22 protein-coding genes are annotated in these 18523 nt (G+C 72.3%); 17 read left to right on the top strand and 5 right to left on the bottom strand.

The features are described 5' to 3' along the window. The first annotated feature begins 49 nt into the window (after positions 1 to 49). Together EI169_RS11245 and dapF are read left to right on the top strand one after the other, a co-directional pair. Positions 50 to 472 carry a GNAT family acetyltransferase gene (locus EI169_RS11245; protein WP_125132406.1) on the top strand — a complete coding sequence of 141 codons (423 nt, stop codon included), beginning with the start codon at positions 50 to 52 and terminating at the stop codon, positions 470 to 472. Between the two features lie 41 nt (positions 473 to 513). Then, positions 514 to 1371: a diaminopimelate epimerase gene (gene dapF, locus EI169_RS11240; RefSeq protein WP_125132405.1), complete on the top strand. Its 858-nt coding sequence runs from the start codon at positions 514 to 516 to the stop codon at positions 1369 to 1371. An 8-nt stretch (positions 1372 to 1379) separates the two neighbouring features. Here dapF and EI169_RS11235 read toward each other — a convergent pair whose 3' ends face one another. Beyond that, positions 1380 to 2594: an MFS transporter gene (locus tag EI169_RS11235; RefSeq protein WP_125132404.1), complete on the bottom strand. Its 1215-nt coding sequence runs from the start codon at positions 2592 to 2594 to the stop codon at positions 1380 to 1382. A gap of 118 nt (positions 2595 to 2712) precedes the next feature. After that, a complete protein-coding gene (locus tag EI169_RS11230; RefSeq protein ID WP_125132403.1) occupies positions 2713 to 3357 on the bottom strand; it encodes a methyltransferase in 645 nt (214 codons plus the stop codon). Between the two features lie 97 nt (positions 3358 to 3454). Here EI169_RS11230 and hflX point away from each other — a divergent pair, with 97 nt between their 5' ends. Further along, positions 3455 to 4996 (top strand): GTPase HflX, encoded by a 1542-nt coding sequence (hflX, locus tag EI169_RS11225; RefSeq protein WP_125132402.1) that lies wholly within the window; start codon positions 3455 to 3457, stop codon positions 4994 to 4996. 18 nt (positions 4997 to 5014) lie between these two features. Here the strand turns inward: hflX and EI169_RS11220 are convergent, their stop codons facing one another. Next, positions 5015 to 6919, bottom strand: coding sequence for a prolyl oligopeptidase family serine peptidase (locus EI169_RS11220; protein WP_125132401.1), 1905 nt, complete (start codon positions 6917 to 6919; stop codon positions 5015 to 5017). A 32-nt stretch (positions 6920 to 6951) separates the two neighbouring features. Next, on the bottom strand, positions 6952 to 7644 hold the full coding sequence (gene lexA / locus EI169_RS11215) for a transcriptional repressor LexA (RefSeq protein ID WP_125132400.1): 693 nt from the start codon (positions 7642 to 7644) through the stop codon (positions 6952 to 6954). A 256-nt stretch (positions 7645 to 7900) separates the two neighbouring features. On the opposite strand from lexA, the gene EI169_RS11210 reads away from it, so the two are divergent. The 6 genes from EI169_RS11210 to EI169_RS11185 are packed head-to-tail and all read left to right on the top strand — an operon-like array spanning position 7901 to position 12241. Beyond that, a complete protein-coding gene (locus EI169_RS11210) occupies positions 7901 to 8281 on the top strand; it encodes a LysM peptidoglycan-binding domain-containing protein (protein WP_125132399.1) in 381 nt (126 codons plus the stop codon). A gap of 43 nt (positions 8282 to 8324) precedes the next feature. Then, entirely contained in the window at positions 8325 to 9410 is a 1086-nt protein-coding gene (locus EI169_RS11205) for a histidinol-phosphate transaminase (protein WP_125132398.1), read from the top strand. After that, complete coding sequence (hisB, locus tag EI169_RS11200; protein WP_125132397.1) at positions 9407 to 10018, top strand: imidazoleglycerol-phosphate dehydratase HisB; 612 nt, start codon at positions 9407 to 9409, stop codon at positions 10016 to 10018. The genes EI169_RS11205 and hisB overlap by 4 nt, the downstream gene beginning before the upstream one ends. Then, entirely contained in the window at positions 10015 to 10689 is a 675-nt protein-coding gene (gene hisH, locus EI169_RS11195) for an imidazole glycerol phosphate synthase subunit HisH (RefSeq protein WP_125132396.1), read from the top strand. Before hisB ends, hisH begins: the two co-directional genes overlap by 4 nt. 45 nt (positions 10690 to 10734) lie before the next feature. Next, positions 10735 to 11481, top strand: a complete 747-nt coding sequence (priA, locus tag EI169_RS11190) for a bifunctional 1-(5-phosphoribosyl)-5-((5-phosphoribosylamino)methylideneamino)imidazole-4-carboxamide isomerase/phosphoribosylanthranilate isomerase PriA (RefSeq protein ID WP_125132395.1) — start codon at positions 10735 to 10737, stop codon at positions 11479 to 11481. Further along, positions 11465 to 12241 (top strand): SseB family protein, encoded by a 777-nt coding sequence (locus EI169_RS11185; RefSeq protein ID WP_125132394.1) that lies wholly within the window; start codon positions 11465 to 11467, stop codon positions 12239 to 12241. Before priA ends, EI169_RS11185 begins: the two co-directional genes overlap by 17 nt. Before the next feature lie 15 nt (positions 12242 to 12256). Here the strand turns inward: EI169_RS11185 and EI169_RS11180 are convergent, their stop codons facing one another. Further along, positions 12257 to 12652, bottom strand: coding sequence for a DUF1844 domain-containing protein (locus tag EI169_RS11180; RefSeq protein WP_125133443.1), 396 nt, complete (start codon positions 12650 to 12652; stop codon positions 12257 to 12259). A gap of 246 nt (positions 12653 to 12898) precedes the next feature. Here EI169_RS11180 and infC point away from each other — a divergent pair, with 246 nt between their 5' ends. From infC to EI169_RS11140, 8 genes are all read left to right on the top strand, one after another. After that, positions 12899 to 13525 carry a translation initiation factor IF-3 gene (gene infC, locus EI169_RS11175; protein WP_125133442.1) on the top strand — a complete coding sequence of 209 codons (627 nt, stop codon included), beginning with the start codon at positions 12899 to 12901 and terminating at the stop codon, positions 13523 to 13525. Positions 13526 to 13571: 46 nt separating this feature from the next. Then, positions 13572 to 13766 carry a 50S ribosomal protein L35 gene (gene rpmI, locus EI169_RS11170; protein WP_125132393.1) on the top strand — a complete coding sequence of 65 codons (195 nt, stop codon included), beginning with the start codon at positions 13572 to 13574 and terminating at the stop codon, positions 13764 to 13766. Between the two features lie 30 nt (positions 13767 to 13796). Next, entirely contained in the window at positions 13797 to 14180 is a 384-nt protein-coding gene (rplT, locus tag EI169_RS11165; RefSeq protein WP_125132392.1) for a 50S ribosomal protein L20, read from the top strand. A gap of 68 nt (positions 14181 to 14248) precedes the next feature. Beyond that, on the top strand, positions 14249 to 15049 hold the full coding sequence (locus EI169_RS11160; RefSeq protein ID WP_125132391.1) for an RNA methyltransferase: 801 nt from the start codon (positions 14249 to 14251) through the stop codon (positions 15047 to 15049). An 83-nt stretch (positions 15050 to 15132) separates the two neighbouring features. Next, positions 15133 to 15924, top strand: a complete 792-nt coding sequence (locus tag EI169_RS11155; RefSeq protein ID WP_125132390.1) for an amino acid ABC transporter ATP-binding protein — start codon at positions 15133 to 15135, stop codon at positions 15922 to 15924. 62 nt (positions 15925 to 15986) lie between these two features. Beyond that, positions 15987 to 16859, top strand: coding sequence for a glutamate ABC transporter substrate-binding protein (locus tag EI169_RS11150; protein WP_125132389.1), 873 nt, complete (start codon positions 15987 to 15989; stop codon positions 16857 to 16859). 72 nt (positions 16860 to 16931) lie between these two features. Continuing rightward, positions 16932 to 17582: an amino acid ABC transporter permease gene (locus EI169_RS11145; RefSeq protein WP_125132388.1), complete on the top strand. Its 651-nt coding sequence runs from the start codon at positions 16932 to 16934 to the stop codon at positions 17580 to 17582. Then, positions 17579 to 18496, top strand: a complete 918-nt coding sequence (locus EI169_RS11140) for an ABC transporter permease subunit (protein WP_125132387.1) — start codon at positions 17579 to 17581, stop codon at positions 18494 to 18496. Before EI169_RS11145 ends, EI169_RS11140 begins: the two co-directional genes overlap by 4 nt. The last annotated feature ends 27 nt before the right edge of the window (positions 18497 to 18523 follow it).

Raw genomic sequence — 18523 nt, 5'->3', positions numbered from 1 at the left:
CGGCGGATGCGGCGGCACGCGCGTCGCGGGTCTTTGACAGACTCGGCGCATGCCTCTCTCGATCCGTCCGTTCGACCTCGCCGACACCGAAGCCGTCGTCACGCTGTGGCAGGCCACAGGCCTCACGCGACCGTGGAACAACCCGTACCAGGACATCCGCCGCAAGATGACCGTGCAGCCCGAGCTCTTCCTCGTGGCCGTGGACGACGGGAAGCTCGTCGGGTCGGTGATGGCCGGCTACGACGGCCACCGCGGATGGCTGTACTACCTCGCGAGCGCGCCCGAGCGCCGCGGCCAGGGCATCGCCCGCCGGCTCGTCGCCGAGGCGGAGGACCGCCTCCTGGCGCTCGGCTGCCCCAAGGTGCAGCTCATGGTGCGACCGGAGAACGGGGTCACCCACGGCTTCTACGACGCGCTGGGGTATGAACCCTTCGACGTGTGGACGACCGGGAAGCGCCTCATCGCCGACTGACCGCCGCGGCGCGCCCGGCGGCGCGCCCGTAGACTGAGGGGATGCCGCAGACCGTCCCGTTCACGAAGGGCCACGGGACGGGCAACGACTTCGTCGTCGTCGCCGACCCGGACGGCGCGTGGGACCCCACCGATGCGCAGGTCGCGGCCCTGTGCGACCGACACTTCGGCATCGGCGCGGACGGCCTCCTGCGGGTGGTCCGCGCGGCCGCGATCGACGAGGGTGCGGCGGCCGCCGCATCCGGCGCCGAGTGGTTCATGGACTACCGCAACGCCGACGGCTCGAAGGCCGAGATGTGCGGCAACGGCACGCGCGTGTTCGCGCGGTACCTCGTCGAGGCGGGGCTGGCCGACATCGACGACGGCCTCGCCATCGGGACGCGCGCGGGCGTGAAGACCCTCCGCCGCAGCGCCGACGGCTTCGAGGTGGACCTCGGCGCGTTCCGCGTCGACGCCGGAGACGTGCTCGTCCGCGCAAAGGGTCTCGACGTCGCGCGACCGGGCGTCGGCGTCGACGTCGGCAATCCGCACGTGGTCGTCGCGCTCTCCTCCGCCGCCGAGCTCGAGGGGCTCGATCTCGCCTATCAGCCGGTGCTCGAGCCCGCGCCCGCGCACGGCGCGAACGTCGAGTTCGTGGTCCCGTCCGACCCGCTCGTGCGCGACGGCGTCGGGGAGATCCGCATGCGCGTGTTCGAGCGCGGCGTCGGCGAGACGCTCAGCTGCGGCACGGGCGTCGCGGCCGCCGCGCTCGCCGTGCGGCACTGGGCCGGCGCCGGTGCGCCCGACCGGTGGATCGTCGACGTGCCCGGCGGCCGCCTCGGCGTGAGCGTCCACGATGGCCACGTGCGCCTGTCCGGTCCCGCGACGCTCGTCTTCTCCGGCGAGGTCGCCCTCGCCTGATCCGCCGCTCAGGTCCCCGCGTGCCGAATCCGGCGCACGAGCAGCGCGACGGCCCCCATAGCCAGCAGGATGAGCGACGCGCCGAGCACGGGCGCGAGCCCGCCGACAGGGCCGAACGCCTCGGCGAGAGCCCCGGACGCCGCGGCGCCGCCCGCGATCCCGAGCACGATGCCGCTCGAGGTGAGCGTCAAGAGCACCCCGGCGCTGCCGCTCTCGGCCGCCTCCCCGACCACGCGGAAGATGGTCAGCAGCAGCGGGCCTTGGAACGCCCCGGCCACGAGGCTTGCGACGACGATGCCCGGGATGTCCGCGGCGGAGAGCATCCACACCGCGCCGCACGCCATGCCGAGCGCGGCGAGGGTCCAGCGCGCCCACGTGCCAACCCGCTCGGGCACGAGCACCATGGACAGGGTCGTCGCCGCCGAGCCGATGGCCATGACGGCGTAGAGCAGTGCGCCGGCGTCGGGGATGCCCGCCCGCTCGGCGAAGGACGTGAGCCCGGTCTGGCTCGCACCGAAGAAGGCGCCCATCGCGAGCATGCCGGCCAGGGCCACCACCACGATGCCCCGCCCCCGGGCGGACGCCTGCCCGGCAGTGCGCGGCCCGCGGCGCCGGGGCACCAGGCGGTGCGACGGATGCACCGCGAACACGCTCGCGAACGCGACGACCAGCCCGCCGGCGAGGAGGGTCGCCGCCTGTGGCGACACGAAGGCGGCGGTGAGGCCCACCAGCGCCGGGCCGAAGATGTACGCGACCTCGTCGACGGCCCCTTCGAAGGCGAAGGCCGCGGGGAGGTCGTCGGGCGCCAGCACGAGCCACCGCGCGCGGGAGAAGGCGCCCACCTGCGGCAGCGTCACCCCGACGAGGGCCGCGAGCGCGACCGTGGCGGCGTCGGGGAGCATCCCGGCGCCGGCCGTGAGCGCGAGCAGCAGCGACACGTGCAGCACGAGGCCGGACAGGAGCACGCTCCGCTGGCCGAGCCGATCGGAGAGCGCCCCCGACGCCGGAGCGCCGACCGCCTCACCGACGGCGGCAGCGGCGGACGCGAGCCCGCCCACGGCGATGGACCCCGTGGTCGAGGTTGTGAGGGTGAGCACCGCGAGCGGCACCATCGACAGCGGCAGGCGTCCGAACGAGGCGGCGAGCAGGTAGGTCCAGCCCGCGCGGTGCGGGAGCACGCGGTACCCCGACGGGCGGGCGGACGACGAGCGGGTGGTGGGCATGGCGTCTCCGATCGGCGCGTCCCCCACCACGGATCGCGCTGTCGGCCCTGTCACGTCTGCGCCCAGCCTAGGGGCTGCGCGGCCGGCTGCGCGACCGCGCCAAGGCAGAGCGACCGCGTCAGGGCAGCGCGATCGTGCCGGTGGCCGGCGTGCCGTGCCGGCGCACCTTGAGCACGCGGTAGCCGCGGCCGGTGGCCGCCCGGCCCACGCTGAAACCGCGGGGGAACGTCGCGGCGATCCAGCGCTGCAGCGAGTCGGAGCCGAGGTTGCGGGCGACGACCAGCCATGCGTCGCTGCGCTCGTCCAGGCGCGGGATCCAGCGCTCGAGCATGCCGTGCAGCTCGTTCTTGCCGACGCGGATCGGCGGATTGGACCGGATGGTGCGGAACACGACGTCGTCGGGAACATCTTCGGGCCGCACGGCGTTGACGTTATCGAGTCCCAGCTCGTGCGCGTTACGGCGCACGAGATCGAGCGCTCGTTCGTTCACGTCCACGGCCCACACGGTCGCCCGAGGCGACTCGACGGCGAGCGACAGTGCGATCGGTCCCCAGCCGCAGCCGAGGTCGAGAAGATGACCTCCGGGCGGCGGCGGGGGAGTGCGAGCGAGCAGCACGGCGGTGCCGGCATCCAGCCGGTCGGGACTGAACACCCCGGATGCGGTCCACAGCCGGCGTTCGCGACCCGCGAGGGTCACGCGGATGCGGCGCAGCTGTTCGGCACTGGACGGTGACGCGCTGAAATAGTGCTCCCCGCTGGCCATGCGGGAAGCGTAGCGGAGAGCGTCGCCGACGGGGGAGGGCTAGAGTGCAAGGATGCTCCGGCGGGGGAGCCCCGCCGCAGCGATGCGGAAGGAAACGATGACGGAAACCACCACACCCCGGAACGGGCACGAGGTGCCCGGGACGAGCACGACCGACGCGCCGGTGGACCCGGTGGAGCGGGTGCTCGCGCGCGCCGACGCGCACTCCGGGGTCCGCGTCTTCGGCGCCGCCCAGGCGCTGCAGGACGCCGCCACGGTCGCGTACGGCGACACCGACGGCGAGCAGTGGGACCGGGAGGAGCGCGCGGCCCTGCGGCGCGTGGTCGGCCTCTCGACCGAGCTCGAAGACGTCACGGAGGTCGAGTACCGGCAGCTGCGCCTGGAGAACGTCGTGCTCGTGGGCGTGCACCCCCAGGGCGAGCAGGAGGACGCGGAGAACTCGCTGCGCGAGCTCGCTGCGCTCGCCGAGACGGCCGGCGCGGTGGTGCTCGACGGCGTGCTGCAGCGCCGCCCCCACCCCGACCCCGCGACCTACGTCGGGCGCGGCAAGGCCGAGGAGCTGCGCGACATCGTCGCCGCGGTCGGCGCCGACACCGTCATCGCCGACACCGAGCTCGCACCCAGCCAGCGGCGTGCGCTCGAGGACGTCGTGAAGGTCAAGGTCATCGACCGCACGACCGTCATCCTGGACATCTTCAGCCAGCACGCCAAGAGCCGCGAGGGCAAGGCGCAGGTCGAGCTCGCGCAGCTCGAGTACCTGCTGCCGCGCCTGCGAGGCTGGGGCGACTCGATGAGCCGGCAGGCCGGTGGGCAGGTCGGCGCCGGCGGCGCGGGCATGGGCTCGCGCGGACCGGGTGAGACGAAGATCGAGCTTGATCGGCGCCGCATCCGCACCCGGATGGCGCAGCTGCGCCGCCAGATCCGCGACTTCGCGCCGGCGCGCGACGCCAAGCGCGCCGAGCGCAAGCGCAACACGATCCCCGCCGTCGCGATCGCCGGGTACACCAACGCCGGCAAGTCGAGCCTGCTGAACCGCCTCACGCGGGCGGGCGTGCTCGTGGAGAACGCGCTGTTCGCGACCCTCGACGCCACCGTGCGCCGCTCGGAGACCTCGGACGGCCGCGTCTTCACGCTGACCGACACCGTCGGCTTCGTGCGCAACCTGCCGCACCAGCTCGTCGAGGCGTTCCGCTCGACGCTCGAGGAGGTCGCCGACGCGGACGTCATCGTGCACGTCGTGGACGGATCCCACCCCGATCCCGCGGCGCAGCTGGCCACCGTGCGAGATGTCATGGGCGACGTGGGCGCGCGCTCGACGCGTGAGATCGTCGTGTTCAACAAGGCCGATCTGGTCGACGACGACACCCGCCTCGTGCTGCGCGGTCTCGAGCCGAGCGCGCTGTTCGTGTCGTCGCGCACGGGCGAGGGCATCCAGGAGCTGCGACAGGTCGTCGAGGACGCCCTGCCGCTGCCCGCCGTCGAGGTGCGCGCGGTCGTCCCCTACGACCGCGGCGACCTCGTGTCGGCCGCGCACGCGTCGGGGCTCATCGTGACGCAGGAGCACCGCGCCGAAGGCACGTTCCTCCACGCGCACGTGGGCGAGCGTCTCGCCGCCGAGCTGGCCCCCTTCCGGGCGTGAGCGCGTCCGTCCCTCCGATCACTCGAGCGTGATCGGAGGGACGCCCGGCGGGTCGAAGCCCAGCACCGCCCCGAGGAACGCCAGCTCCGTCTCGAGCGCGTGCACGATCGTCTCCGCGCGACGGAAGCCGTGGCCCTCGCCGTCGTAGACGACCGCCAGATGCGGCACGCCGCGCTCCGCGAGGGCCGCACGGATGGCCTCCGCCTGGGCGGGGGGCACGACGCGGTCCTCGGCGCCCTGGAGGATCAGCAGCGGCACGCGGAATCGGTCCGGATGCGTGAGCGGCGATCGTTCGTCGTAGACCGCCTCCGCCTCCGGGAGCGGACCGATGAGCCCGTCGAGGTAGCGCGACTCGAACTCGTGCGTGTCGGCGGCCAGGGCGCGCGCGTCGCCCACCGCGTACCGCGCGACGCCGGCGGCGAAGACGTCGGTGCGGGTCAGCGCGGCCAGCACCGTCCAGCCTCCCGCCGAGCCGCCCTCGATCACGAGGCGCGCCGCATCCGCATCGCCGCGCGTCACGAGGGCGGAGGCGGCGGCGGCGACGTCGTCGACGTCGACGAGACCCCACTGTCCCCGAAGGCGCTCGCGGTACTCCCGGCCATAGCCGGTGGAGCCGCCGTAGTTGACGTCGAGCACGCCGATGCCTCGACTGGTGAAATAGGCGGTCTTCGCGGATGCGGCGGGGCCGACGTGCGCGGTCGGACCGCCGTGAACCCACACGAGGTAGGGCGGCCGGGCGTCGTCCGGGCCCTCGACGTCGGGGTGCGTGGGCGGGTAGGCGAAGGCGTGCACGGGCCCGTGCGGACCGGCCGCCGCTAGCGGGTGCGCACGCGGCATCCACTCCGCCCCGATGGCGCCGTCGCCGCCGGCGATGCGCGTCACCTCGCCCGTGGCGATGTCCACGCGCCACAGGCCGGCGCCGCCGTCGGCCGTCGATCCCGACACGAGCGCCTGCGAGCCACGCGTGTGCTCGACGAGGCCGCCCGCGACGACGGGGGTGTCCAGGTCGCGGACGCCGTCCGCGGCGGCGAGGACGATGCGGTCACCGCCGTCGGTGCGGACGGCCACGACGCCGCCGTCGACCAGCCCGTACCACCGCGACCCCAGCACCCACAGGGCGCCGCCCGTGTCGGCGTCGGCCGCCGCGTAGGGTTCCGGCGCGGCACCGGCCCTCGCGCGCCACAGGTTCCACCGCCCGGTCGGGTCGTCGACGAAGAACAGGTCGTCGCCGCGCCACTCCGGCTGCAGCGGGGCGCTGTGCCCACCCGCGACGACCGACCAGGCCGTCACCTTCTCGTCCTCGACGCGGCCGCGGCGCAGCTGCGTGCGATCCCACGGCATGTCGGGGTGGTCCCACGCGATCCACGCGAGCTCTCCGCCGTCCGGGGACAGCGTGGGCTGCGCGAGGAAATCGCTCTCGCCGACGAGCGCCCGGACGAGCTCCGGATCGGTCGCGGCGCCGCCGTCGAGCGGCACCGCCACGATCTCGCGCGCCGACCCGCTGCGGTGCGGGCGCTCGCGCACCGCGAGAAGGAGGCCCGCGCGCGTGTGCAGCCCGCCGTACGCGACACCGTCCTCGGCGGCGGTGAGATCGGCGAGCGCACCGTCCGGCCGTCGCACGCGCACGCGCTGATCGGCGCCGTCGACGAAGACGAGCTCGCCGGCCTCGGTGGCCGTCCATGCCCCGCCGCCGTACTCGTGCACGCGCGAGCGGGCGCTGAGCGGAGCGGCGAGGAGGTCGTCGACGCGTCCGTCGGCGCGGCGCCGGCGCACCGTGACGCGACCGCCCTCCTCGGGCACGGTCTGGCCCCACCAGATCTCGTCGCCGACGAACCGGGCGCCGTCGATGCGCGGCGACGCGCCGGCGACGAGCCGGGCGTCCAGGGGCGACGGCCACGAGCCGTACGGGAGGATCCGGGTCATCCGCCCAGCCTAGACAGGGCGGCCCGGCCGGTTCAGACCGCGCGGAGGACGGCGACCACCTTGCCGAGCACCGTCGCCTCATCGCCCAGGATCGGCTCGAAGGCGGTGTTGCGCGGCAGGAGCCACGTGTGGCCGTCGCGGCGGCGGAACGTCTTCACGGTCGCCTCGCCCTCGAGCATCGCGGCGACGATGTCGCCGTTGTCGGCGGTCGCCTGCGCGCGCACGACCACCCAGTCGCCGTCGCAGATCGCGGCGTCGATCATCGAGTCGCCCGACACCTTGAGCATGAACAGCTCGCCCTTGCCGACGAGCTGGCGAGGGAGCGGGAAGATCTCCTCGACCTGCTGGTCGGCGGTGATCGGCACGCCCGCGGCGATACGGCCGACGAGCGGGACGAGTGCGGCGTCCCCGAGCGCGGGGGCGGTGTCGGCGGGATTCTCCGCCGCCGTCCCCGGGAGGTCGATCAGCACCTCCATCGCCCGGGTCTTGCCGGGGTCGCGGCGGAGGTAGCCGCTGAGCTCGAGCTGGTTGAGCTGATGCGTGACGCTCGAGAGCGACTTCAGCCCGACGGCGTCGCCGATCTCGCGCATGCTCGGCGGGTAGCCGTACCGCGCGATCGAGCGCTGGATGACTTCGAGGATCGCGAGCTGCTTGTCGCTGAGGCTGCGCCGGCGACGGGTCTGCGGCTTCTCTCGGACGGTCGCGTCGGCCGTGGCATCGGACATGTCGTGCTCTCCCTCCCGGGCCGCCGGAAAGGCACCGGTCTTCGAATGTCGGAGGTCCGTGATGGTCTTCCGCTGTCGAAACCGTATCCGCTGGCGCGGCACGGATCGAGCAGCGCACCGCGTGTCGCGTTCGATCCGATTCCGATCCGCGGGCCGGTTGACACTCGGACTGTATCGAAGATAGATTCGGAAAACAGATTCGCATCCGGCTCTCCCGGCCGAGGGTCGGATGCGAATCTTCCGCCCAGGAGGAACCATGACCACGATCGCGAGCTCCATCCGCCCCACCGGCGTCGGCGCCACCGTCGTCCGTCGCACGCGCCTGCGGCTCACGGCCCGCGGCCGTCGCGTGCTCGCGGCCCTCGCAGCGGTGCCGGTCGCAGCGGCCATCGCGCTCGCCGCCCTCGGCGGAGGATCCGCCATCGCGACCGATTCGGCGGGCGCACCCGCCGGCTCCTTCGCGGAGATCACCGTCATGCCCGGCGACTCGCTGTGGTCGATCGCCCAGGAGGTGGCGCCCGCCGCCGACCCGCGCGACGTCGTCGACGCGATCGCCCGGCTGAACGCTCTGGAGTCCTCGTCGGTCGCGGCTGGGCAGCGCCTCGCGATCCCGGCGGAGTACGCCCCCGCGGGCTGAGCCGGCGCCGGCCGGCCGGGTGTCGCGCCGTAGCATGGGGAGAATGACCACTCGGCTGGACGACCTCCCGCTCCGCGACGACCTGCGCGGGCTCGTTCCCTACGGTGCCCCGCAGGCCGCCCTGCCGGTCGCCCTCAACGTCAACGAGAACACCCACCCGATCCCCTCCGAGGTCGCGGACGACATCCTCGACGGCGTCGCGCGTGCCCTGCGCGATGTCAACCGGTACCCCGACCGTGAGTTCACCGCGTTGCGCGAGGCCTTCGCCGACTATCTCGGACACGGTCTCTCCGCAGCGCAGATCTGGGCGGCCAACGGCTCCAACGAGGTGCTGCAGCATGTCCTGCAGGCTTTCGCCGGGCCGGGGCGCACGGCCTTCGGCTTCGCGCCGACGTACTCGATGTATCCGCTCCTCACGCGCGCGACGGGCGCCACGTGGCTCGCGGGCACGCGGGAGAGCGACTTCACCGTCTCGGCCGAGTCGGCTGCCGCGCAGGTGGCCGAGACGGGTCCGGACGTCGTGTTCCTGTGCGCCCCCAACAACCCCACCGGCACGCCGATGACGCTCGACGTGATCGAGGCGGTGTACGACGTCGCCCCGGGCATCGTGATCGTGGATGAGGCCTACCAGGAGTTCGCGCCGCGCGACGAGCGCTCGGCGCTCTCGCTGCTGCCCGGCCGCGAGCGGCTGATCGTCTCGCGCACGATGAGCAAGGCCTTCGCCTTCGCGGGAGCGCGCGTCGGCTATCTCGCAGCCGACCCCGCCGTCGTGGACGCTCTGCGGCTCGTGCGCCTGCCCTACCACTTGAGCGCGCTGACTCAGGCGGCCGCGCTCGGGGCCCTCGCGCACGCCCCCACGATGCTCGCGATGGTGGACGAGATCGTGTCGCAGCGCGACCGCATCTCCGCCACGGTGTCGGCGCTCGGCTACGAGCCCCACGAGTCGTGGACGAACTTCGTCCTGTTCGGCGGCGTTCCCGACCCCGCCGCGACGTGGCAGGCGCTGTACGACCGCGGCGTGCTCATCCGGGACGTCGGCATCCCGCACGCCCTGCGGGTGACCGCGGGCACCGCGGAGGAGACCACCGCGTTCCTCGACGCGCTGGCGTCGGTAGGATCGAGGGCATGACCGACGGCTCGCCGCGCACGGCGTCCCTGCGGCGCGAGACCAGCGAGTCGAGCGTCGAGCTCACCCTCGACCTCGACGGCACGGGCCGCTCGACGATCGAGACGACGGTGCCGTTCTTCGACCACCTGCTGACCGCGTTCGCGAAGCACTCGCTCACCGACCTGACGGTGCGCGCGACGGGCGACACGCACATCGACGCCCACCACACCGTCGAAGACGTCGCGATCGTTCTCGGCGACGCCATCCGCGAGGCCCTGGGCGACAAGGCCGGCATCGCGCGCTTCGGCGATGCCCTCGTGCCCCTCGACGAGGCGCTCGCGCAGGCCGTCGTCGACATCAGCGGCCGGCCCTACCTCATGCACGTGGGGGAGCCGACGGGGTACGAGCACCACCTCATCGGCGGTCACTTCACCGGATCGCTCGTGCGCCACACCTTCGAGGCCATCGCGTTCCACGCCGGCCTGACCGTGCACGTGCGGGTGCTGGAGGGTCGCGACCCCCACCACATCGCCGAGGCGGAGTACAAGGCGTTCGCGCGCGCATTCCGCCAGGCCAAGGCCCGCGACCCGCTCGTGGAGGGGATCCCGAGCACCAAGGGCGCGCTGTGAGCGATGCAGCTGCGCCGCGCGAGGGCGTCCGCCCGTCGGTGGCAGTCCTCGACTACGGGTCGGGCAACGTCCACTCCGCCGTCAAGGCGCTCATCGCCGCCGGCGCCGACGCGCGGCTGACCTCCGACCGCGAGGAGATCCTCGCCGCCGACGGTCTCGTCGTGCCCGGAGTGGGCGCGTACCGGGCCGTCATGGAGGCGCTCCGCGCCAGCCGCGGCGACGAGCTCATCGGACGCCGCCTGGCCGGCGGACGACCCGTGCTCGGCATCTGCGTCGGCATGCAGGTGCTCTTCGGACGGGGCGTGGAGCGCGGTGTCGACACCGAGGGCCTCGGCGAGTGGCCGGGCGTGGTCACCGAGCTCGATGCCCCCGTCCTGCCGCACATGGGCTGGAACACGGTCGAGCCGGGCGAGGGCTCGCGCCTGTTCGCCGGCATCGAGAACGAGCGCTTCTACTTCGTGCACTCGTTCGGCGCGCAGCAGTGGCATCTGCAGGTGCAGCCGCCGTTCCCGTCGCCGACCCTGACGTGGTGCACGTACGGCGCGCCGTTCCTGGCCGCGGTCGAGAACGGGCCGCTGTCGGCGACGCAGTTCCACCCGGAGAAGTCGGGGGAGGCGGGCATCCGCCTGCTGTCCAATTGGATCGGCGGGCTGCGCGCGGCTACTCTCTGAGCTTGTGCCCGGCGCCGGCGACCGCCCGCGCGTGCACGAGGAGCCATGAACGATTTCGCGTCCACACCCGAGCTCATCCTGCTTCCGGCCGTCGACATCGCCGGCGGCAAGGCCGTCCGTCTGACGCAGGGCGAGGCAGGCACCGAGACCAGCTACGGCGACCCCGTCGACGCCGCCGTCGAGTGGGCGCAGCAGGGCGCGCGCTGGATCCACCTCGTCGACCTCGACGCCGCCTTCGGTCGCGGCAGTAACGCCGCGGTGCTGCGCAAGGTCATCAAGCAGGTGCGCGGCGTGCAGGTCGAGCTCTCGGGCGGCATCCGCGACGACCGCTCGCTCGAGGCGGCCCTCGACAGCGGCGCCTCGCGCATCAATCTCGGCACCGCGGCGCTGGAGAACCCGGAGTGGGCGGCGGACGTCATCGGCCGCTACGGCGACCTCGTCGCGGTGGGCCTGGACGTGCGCGGCACGACGCTCGCCGCGCGGGGGTGGACCCGTGACGGCGGCGACCTGTGGACGGTGCTCGACCGGCTCGAAGACGCCGGATGCAGCCGCTACGTCGTCACCGACGTGACCAAGGACGGCACGCTCCGCGGCCCGAATCTCGAGCTGCTGCGCGAGATGACCGAGCGCACCCCGAAGCCCGTCGTCGCCTCGGGCGGCGTCTCGAGCCTCGACGACATCGCGGCGCTGCGCGAGCTCGTGCCGCTCGGTGTCGAGGGCGCCATTGTGGGCAAGGCGCTCTACGCCGGCGCCTTCACGCTCGCGGAGGCGCTGGATGTCGCCGGAGGCTGACGACCCGCGGTCCGACTCCGCCGGCGTCCCGTGGGAGGGGCGCAGCTTCGAGGCCAACCCGCACGCCGGGGACGACGGCTCCGCCGATCCGGCCCTCCTCACCGCGCTCGAGGCCTTCCGCGCGGGGACCGGCGACGCGCGCGCCGTCGTCGACGCCTACCGCAGCGCGCGCGTGCTCATCCCACTCGTGGCGGAGAAGGGCGACGAGGGCATCGGCGCGCACGGTCTCCCCGTCGACAAGACGCAGGAGCTGTCGATCGTCACCGTCGCGGCGCCGGACGGCCGGCGCGTGCTGCCGGTGTTCACGTCCACCGACACGATGCGCCGGTGGGATGCGGCGGCGCGCCCGGTGCCCGCGGACGGCGTGCGCACGGCTCTGGCCGCCGCATCCGAAGACACCGAGCTCATCGTCATCGATCCCGCCTCCCCGACGGAGCACGTGCTGCGGCGCCCGGCGGTGTGGGCGGTCGGTCAGCAGACGCCGTGGGAGCCGCCGCACACGTCGGCCGAGGTGTACACGGGGCTCAACGAGAGCATCGCGGGGGAGCTCGCGGTGCTCGATCTCGCCGTGGAGCCGGGCGACCCGTCGGGGCGGCTGCGCGGCCCCGAGCTGATCGTGCACCTCCAGCTCATGCAGGGCCTCGCGCAGGAGGAGCTCGACGCCGTGCTCGCACGCCTCGCGCGCCGATGGGCCGCGGACGACCGCGTCGCGGTGCTCGTCGACTCGCTGACCGTCAAGCTTCACCGCGGCGTCGACTGACCCGCGCGCCGGGCGTCAGGTGACGGGACCGGTCCACTTCTCGCCCGGCCCCTGCCCGATCGGGTCGGGGATGACGGATGCCTCGCGGAACGCGAGCTGCACCGAGCGCAGCCCGTCGCGCAGCGACCGCGCGTGCATGTCGCTGATCTCCGGGGCACCCGCCGTGATGAGGCCGGCGAGGGCGTTGATGAGCTTGCGCGCCTCGTCGAGGTCGGTCTGCGTCGCCGGGTCGTCGGCGAGGCCCACCTTGACGGCGGCGGCGCTGAGCAGGTGCACGGCGGTGGTCGTGATGACCTCGACGGCGGGGACGTCGGCGATGTCGCGGGAGGCGGTCGAGGCCGCGCGCTCGTGCTCCTGTTCCCAGCGGGCGAGCCGCTCGTCGTCGGGGGAGGAGGGGCTGTCGCCGGGAATCGTGTGCACGTCGTACTCTCTGCTAGACTATGGCGGGCTTCGGAGGGATCTCCTCCGAACGAAAGAGGATTCCATCCCACCCGCGCTTGCCGCTCCAGGCTACCGGGTCCATGCGCTCCGCCCCGTCCTGCGGGGTAGCCAGGGCGCACGCCGACGTCGATCGTCGTGCACGGGTGGTGTGATCTCCTCCTCGCCTCCGCCGCATCCGCGGCGCAGGGCCGCCACCCGCATGAAGAGGAGTTCCGCATCAGCGATCCCCGCACCAACGAGCGCATCCGCGTCCCGGAGGTCCGACTCGTCGGACCCAACGGCGAACAGGTCGGCATCGTCCGCATCGAGGCTGCGCTGCGTCTGGCCCAGGAGGCGGACCTCGACCTGGTCGAGGTCGCGCCCAACTCGCGTCCGCCCGTGGTCAAGATCATGGACTACGGCAAGTTCAAGTACGAAGCCGCGCAGAAGGCCAAGGAAGCACGCCGCAACCAGGCGAACACCGTCCTGAAGGAGGTGCGCTTCCGCCTCAAGATCGAGGCCCACGACTACACGACCAAGCTCAAGCGCGCCGAGGGCTTCCTCAAGGCGGGCGACAAGGTCAAGGCCATGATCCTGTTCCGCGGTCGCGAGCAGTCGCGTCCCGAGCAGGGCGTGCGCCTGCTCCGCAAGTTCGCGGAGGACGTCGCCGAGTACGGCACCGTCGAGTCCAACCCGACCATCGACGGTCGCAACATGGTCATGGTGATCGCCCCGCACAAGAACAAGTCCGAGGCGAAGGCGGAGCAGAACGCCCAGCGCGCCGCGAACAAGGAGGCCGCGCGTTCGGCCGCCCGCGGCGACGCCCCCACCGACGAGCAGCCCGCTCCGGCTCCGGCCGAGTAGGCCCCCGACTCCCGCCCGCGCGGGACACAACACCGAAGGAAGAGAAATGCCGAAGCAGAAGACCCACTCGGGTGCCAAGAAGCGTTTCAAGGTCACCGGCACCGGAAAGATCAAGAAGCAGCAGGCGAACCTCCGCCACAACTTCGAGGGCAAGCCCACCAAGCGCACGCGCCGCCTGTCGGCGGACAAGATCCTGGCGCCCGGCGACGCCAAGGTCGCCAAGAAGCTCCTCGGCATCTGACGCCGGACGAACGTGAGGAAGTAAGAAGAAATGGCTAGAGTCAAGCGGGCTGTCAACGCCCACAAGAAGCGTCGCGTCATCCTCGAGCGCGCGTCCGGCTACCGCGGTCAGCGTTCGCGCCTGTACCGCAAGGCCAAGGAGCAGGTCACCCACTCGCTCGTCTACGCGTACCGTGACCGCCGCAAGCGCAAGGGCGACTTCCGTCGCCTGTGGATCCAGCGCATCAACGCCGCCGCGCGTCAGAACGGCGTGACCTACAACCGCTTCATCCAGGGTCTGAACCTCGCCGGCGTGCAGGTCGACCGTCGCATGCTCGCCGACCTCGCGGTCAACGAGCCCGCCGTCTTCGCCTCGCTCGTCGAGACCGCGAAGAAGGCGCTGCCCAGCGACGTGAACGCGGCCAAGACCGCGTAAGCAGTTCTTCACCCGAACGGGGCGTCCTCTGCGGAGGGCGCCCCGCTCGCATTCCCTATGCTGGAGGCGTGCTGGAGAATCCGCGCTCGCCGCGCGTGCGCGCGGTCGCGAAGCTGAGCAAGCGCAGTGCGCGCGTGGAGACGGGGCTGTTCCTGCTGGAGGGTCCGCAGGCGGCGCGCGAGGCGCTCGCGTGGGTGCCCGAGACCGTCCAGGAGCTGTTCGCGACGCCGACGGCCATGGAGCGGCACGCGGACGTGCGGGCCGCGGCCGAGCAGGCGGGGCTGGAGATCCAGTACGCCACCGAGGACGTGCTGGACGCCATGGCCGACACCGTCACGCCGCAGGGCATCGTCGCGGTGGCCCGTCAGGCGCCGACCGCCATGAAGGACGTTTTCGCCGCCGGGCCCCGGCTCGTCGCGATCTGCGAGGAGGTGCGCGACCCGGGCAACCTCGGCACGATCATCCGGGCGGCGGATGCGGCGGGTGCCGACGCGGTCGTGCTCACGGGGCGCAGCGTCGACCCCTACAACCCCAAGGTCGTCCGCGCGACCACCGGGTCGCTGTTCCATCTGCCCGTGGCCGTCGGGGCCGACCTCGCAGCCGTCGTCGAACGGGCGCATGCGGAGGGGCTGCGCGTCGTCGCCGCCGACGTCGACGGCGGCGACTTCCTCGCCGCGCGGGCGCTGCTCTCCGAGCCGACCGCGTGGCTGTTCGGCAACGAGGCGCGCGGGCTCGAGGAATCCGCCCTCGCTCATGCGGACCTCGCGCTGCGGCTGCCGATCTACGGTCGCGCCGAGTCGCTGAACCTCGCCACGGCGGCGAGCGTCTGCCTCTATGAGACCGCTTTCGCTCAGCGCGCGGGGGAGTGAGGCCCGTTCCCGACTCGTTACGGGTCGGTAACGCTCGTGTGGATCCGCCGGGCGATCGCACAGCCGTTGCCTAGGTTGGAGCCATGTCGACCGAGGCGTCCCCCCACCCGAAGACTTCGAACATCGCGGCCCGACGCGGCGAGCCCCTCGTCGTCGTCGAGCACGTCGACAAGCACTTCGGTGAGCTCCACGTCCTGAAGGACATCAACACCGTGGTCAACCGCGGCGAGGTCGTGGTCGTCATCGGGCCATCGGGAAGCGGCAAGTCGACGCTGTGCCGCGCGATCAACCGTCTCGAGACCATCGACTCGGGTGTCATCACGATCGATGGCGCGAAGCTCCCCGAAGAAGGGCGCGCGCTCGCGGAGCTGCGGGCGGACGTCGGGATGGTCTTCCAGTCGTTCAACCTGTTCGCGCACAAGACTGTGCTCGAGAACGTCACCCTCGGGCCCATCAAGGTGCGCGGGATGAAGAAGAAGGACGCCGAGGAGCGGGCCATGGCGCTCCTCGACCGCGTCGGGGTCGCCAACCAGGCGCAGAAGATGCCGAACCAGCTCTCCGGCGGCCAGCAGCAGCGCGTCGCGATCGCCCGCTCGCTCGCGATGGAGCCCAAGCTCATCCTCATGGACGAGCCCACGAGCGCGCTCGACCCCGAGATGATCAACGAGGTGCTCGATGTCATGGTCGGCCTCGCCGCCGACGGCATGACGATGATCGTCGTCACCCACGAGATGGGCTTCGCGCGCAAGGCCGCCGACCGCGTGCTGTTCATGGCCGACGGCGCCATCGTCGAGGAGGCCGCGCCCGAGCAGTTCTTCACCGCCCCGCGCAGCGATCGCGCGAAGGACTTCCTCTCCAAGATCCTCGAGCACTGACCTGCTCGCATTCCCCCACCCCGACCGCACAACGGTCACCCCTCACAGCAAAGGACGCACACATGAAGCGCACGCGACTGTCCCTCGTGGGAGTTGCCGCCGTCGGCATGCTCGCCCTCACCGCCTGCCAGTCCGGCAGCCCGAACGACGCGGGCGGCCCCGCGGTCACCCCCGAGCCCGAGGTCTCCTTCGAGGCGGGCACGACGATGGCCGCTCTGAACGAGGCGGGCACCATCCGCATCGGCACGAAGTTCGACCAGCCGCTGTTCGGCCTCAAGGGACCGTCCGGCGACCCCGAGGGCTTCGACGTCGAGATCGGCAAGATCATCGCCGCCAAGCTCGGCATCGAGGCCGACGACATCGAGTGGACCGAGACCGTCTCGGCCAACCGTGAGCCGTTCATCCAGAACGGCCAGGTCGACATCGTGATCGCGACGTACACGATCAACGACAAGCGCAAGGAGGTCATCTCCTTTGCAGGCCCGTACTACATGGCCGGCCAGTCGATCCTGACCCTCGCCGACAACGACACGATCAAGAGCGAGGACGACCTCGTCGGTCAGCCGGTGTGCTCGGTGTCGGGCTCGACCCCCGCCGCCAACCTCGAGGCGCTGGGTGCGCAGGTCGTGCTCACCGACACGTACTCGAACTGCCTCGAGCCGCTGCGCAACGGCTCGGTCGTCGCGGTCTCGACCGACAACGTCATCCTCGCCGGCCTCGCCGCGCAGAACGAGGGCGAGTTCAAGGTCGTCGGCGACCCCTTCACGGAGGAGCCCTACGGCATCGGCCTGAAGAAGGACGACACCGTCTTCCGTGACTGGATCAACGACGTGCTCGAGGAGTCGTATGAGGACGGCACGTATGAGGCGGCGTGGGAGAAGACCGCCGGTACGGTGCTGCCCTATGTCGACCCGCCCGCACCCGACCGCTACTGATCGACCGGATGCCCCGTCCCGCCGCCGTCTCGTGGCCGGGGCGGGGCATCCACCCCGTGAGGAAGGAGCGGAGTGGACGACTCCCTCGCCATCATCATCCCGACCTTCTGGGAGGGATTCCGGGTCACGCTCGCGCTGCTGGCGATCTCCGGGGTCCTGGCCCTCGCGCTCGGAACGATCCTCGCCGCGATGCGCATCTCGCCCGTCGCGACGCTGCGCGGCGTCTCGGCGGTGTGGACCGAGGTCGCGCGCAACACGCCGCTCACCCTGGTCTTCTTCTTCTTCGCGTTCGTCGTGCCTTTCCTGGGCGCGCGCATCCCCTACTTCCCCCTGGCCCTGGCCGCCCTCACCTACTACACCGCGCCGTTCGTCGCCGAGGCGCTGCGCTCGGGCATCAACGGCGTGCCGGTCGGGCAGGCGGAGGCCGCGCGCAGCATCGGGCTCGGCTTCGGGCAGACGGTGTCGCTCGTGGTCCTGCCGCAGGCCTTCCGCATGACCATCCCGCCGCTCATCAACGTCTTCATCGCGCTCACGAAGAACACGTCGGTGGCCGGTGGGTTCTTCGTCGTCGAGCTGTTCGGCTCGACGCGCGAGCTGACCAACGAGTTCGGCAACCTCGTGATCCCGATCCTCCTCACGGCCGCCGCGCTGTACCTCGTGATCACGATCCCGCTGGGCCTGGCAGCCGCCCAGCTCGAGAAGCGATTGGTGGTGCGCCGATGACCGGTTCGAGCGTCCTGTTCGACGCGCCGGGCCCCCGCGCCCGGCGGCTGTCGCTGATCCTCTCCGTCGTGGTCGGCCTCGTCGTGGCCGGGGTCGTCGCGTGGCTCATCGTCGTGCTCGCGACCCCGCGCGTGTCGGGCGGCGTGCCGGTGCCGGCGATCCTCGACGGCTCGCGGTGGGACATCTTCGCCTACACCGAGGTGTGGCAGTTCATCGGCACGGGCGTCGTCGCGACGCTCCAGGCCGCGGCCGTCGCCGCCGTCGGCGCGCTCGTCCTCGGCGTCGTCTTCGCGCTCCTGCGCACGTCCGACCACGCGGGCATCCGCGTGCCCGTCGCCGTCGTCATGGAGTTCCTCCGCGGTATGCCGGTGCTGCTGATGATGCTCTTCATCCTGCTCGTGGCCTCGACCGGCGCCTTCTGGGCCGTCGTGCTCGCCCTCGCGCTGTACAACGGCGTGCTCATCGGCGAGGCCCTGCGCGCGGGCCTCCTGGCGCTGCCGCGCGGCCAGCGGGAGGCGGCGCTGAGCGTGGGCATGCGCTCGTTCCAGTCGAAGATGATCGTGGAGTTCCCGCAGGCGTTCCGACAGATGCTGCCGATCATCGTCGCGCAGCTCGTCGTGCTGCTGAAGGACACCTCGCTCGGCTACATCGTGGGCTACTCCGAGATCATCCGCGTGACGCTGAACAACCTCGGCTCGTACTACGGCAACCGGTACCTGTTCTCCCTGTTCGCCGTCGCGCTCGCGATCTACCTCGCGATCAACCTGACCCTGTCGTGGTTCGCGCGCTGGCTCGCCCGCCGCACCGCGAGCGGCGGTGGCCGTCGCCGCAAGGGCGACCGTCCGGTCGATCCCGACCAGGCCATTCTCGTCGCGCAGGCCAGCGCCGCCGCACGCCAGTCCGAGCAGGTCTGACCTCCCGACGGGCCGGGCGGACCCCGG

The organism is Microbacterium sp. 10M-3C3 (assembly GCF_003931875.1).
Classification (GTDB): Bacteria; Actinomycetota; Actinomycetes; order Actinomycetales; family Microbacteriaceae; genus Microbacterium.
Note: the sequence above shows the minus strand (reverse complement) of the source record. Positions and strands in the feature narration are given on the sequence as shown.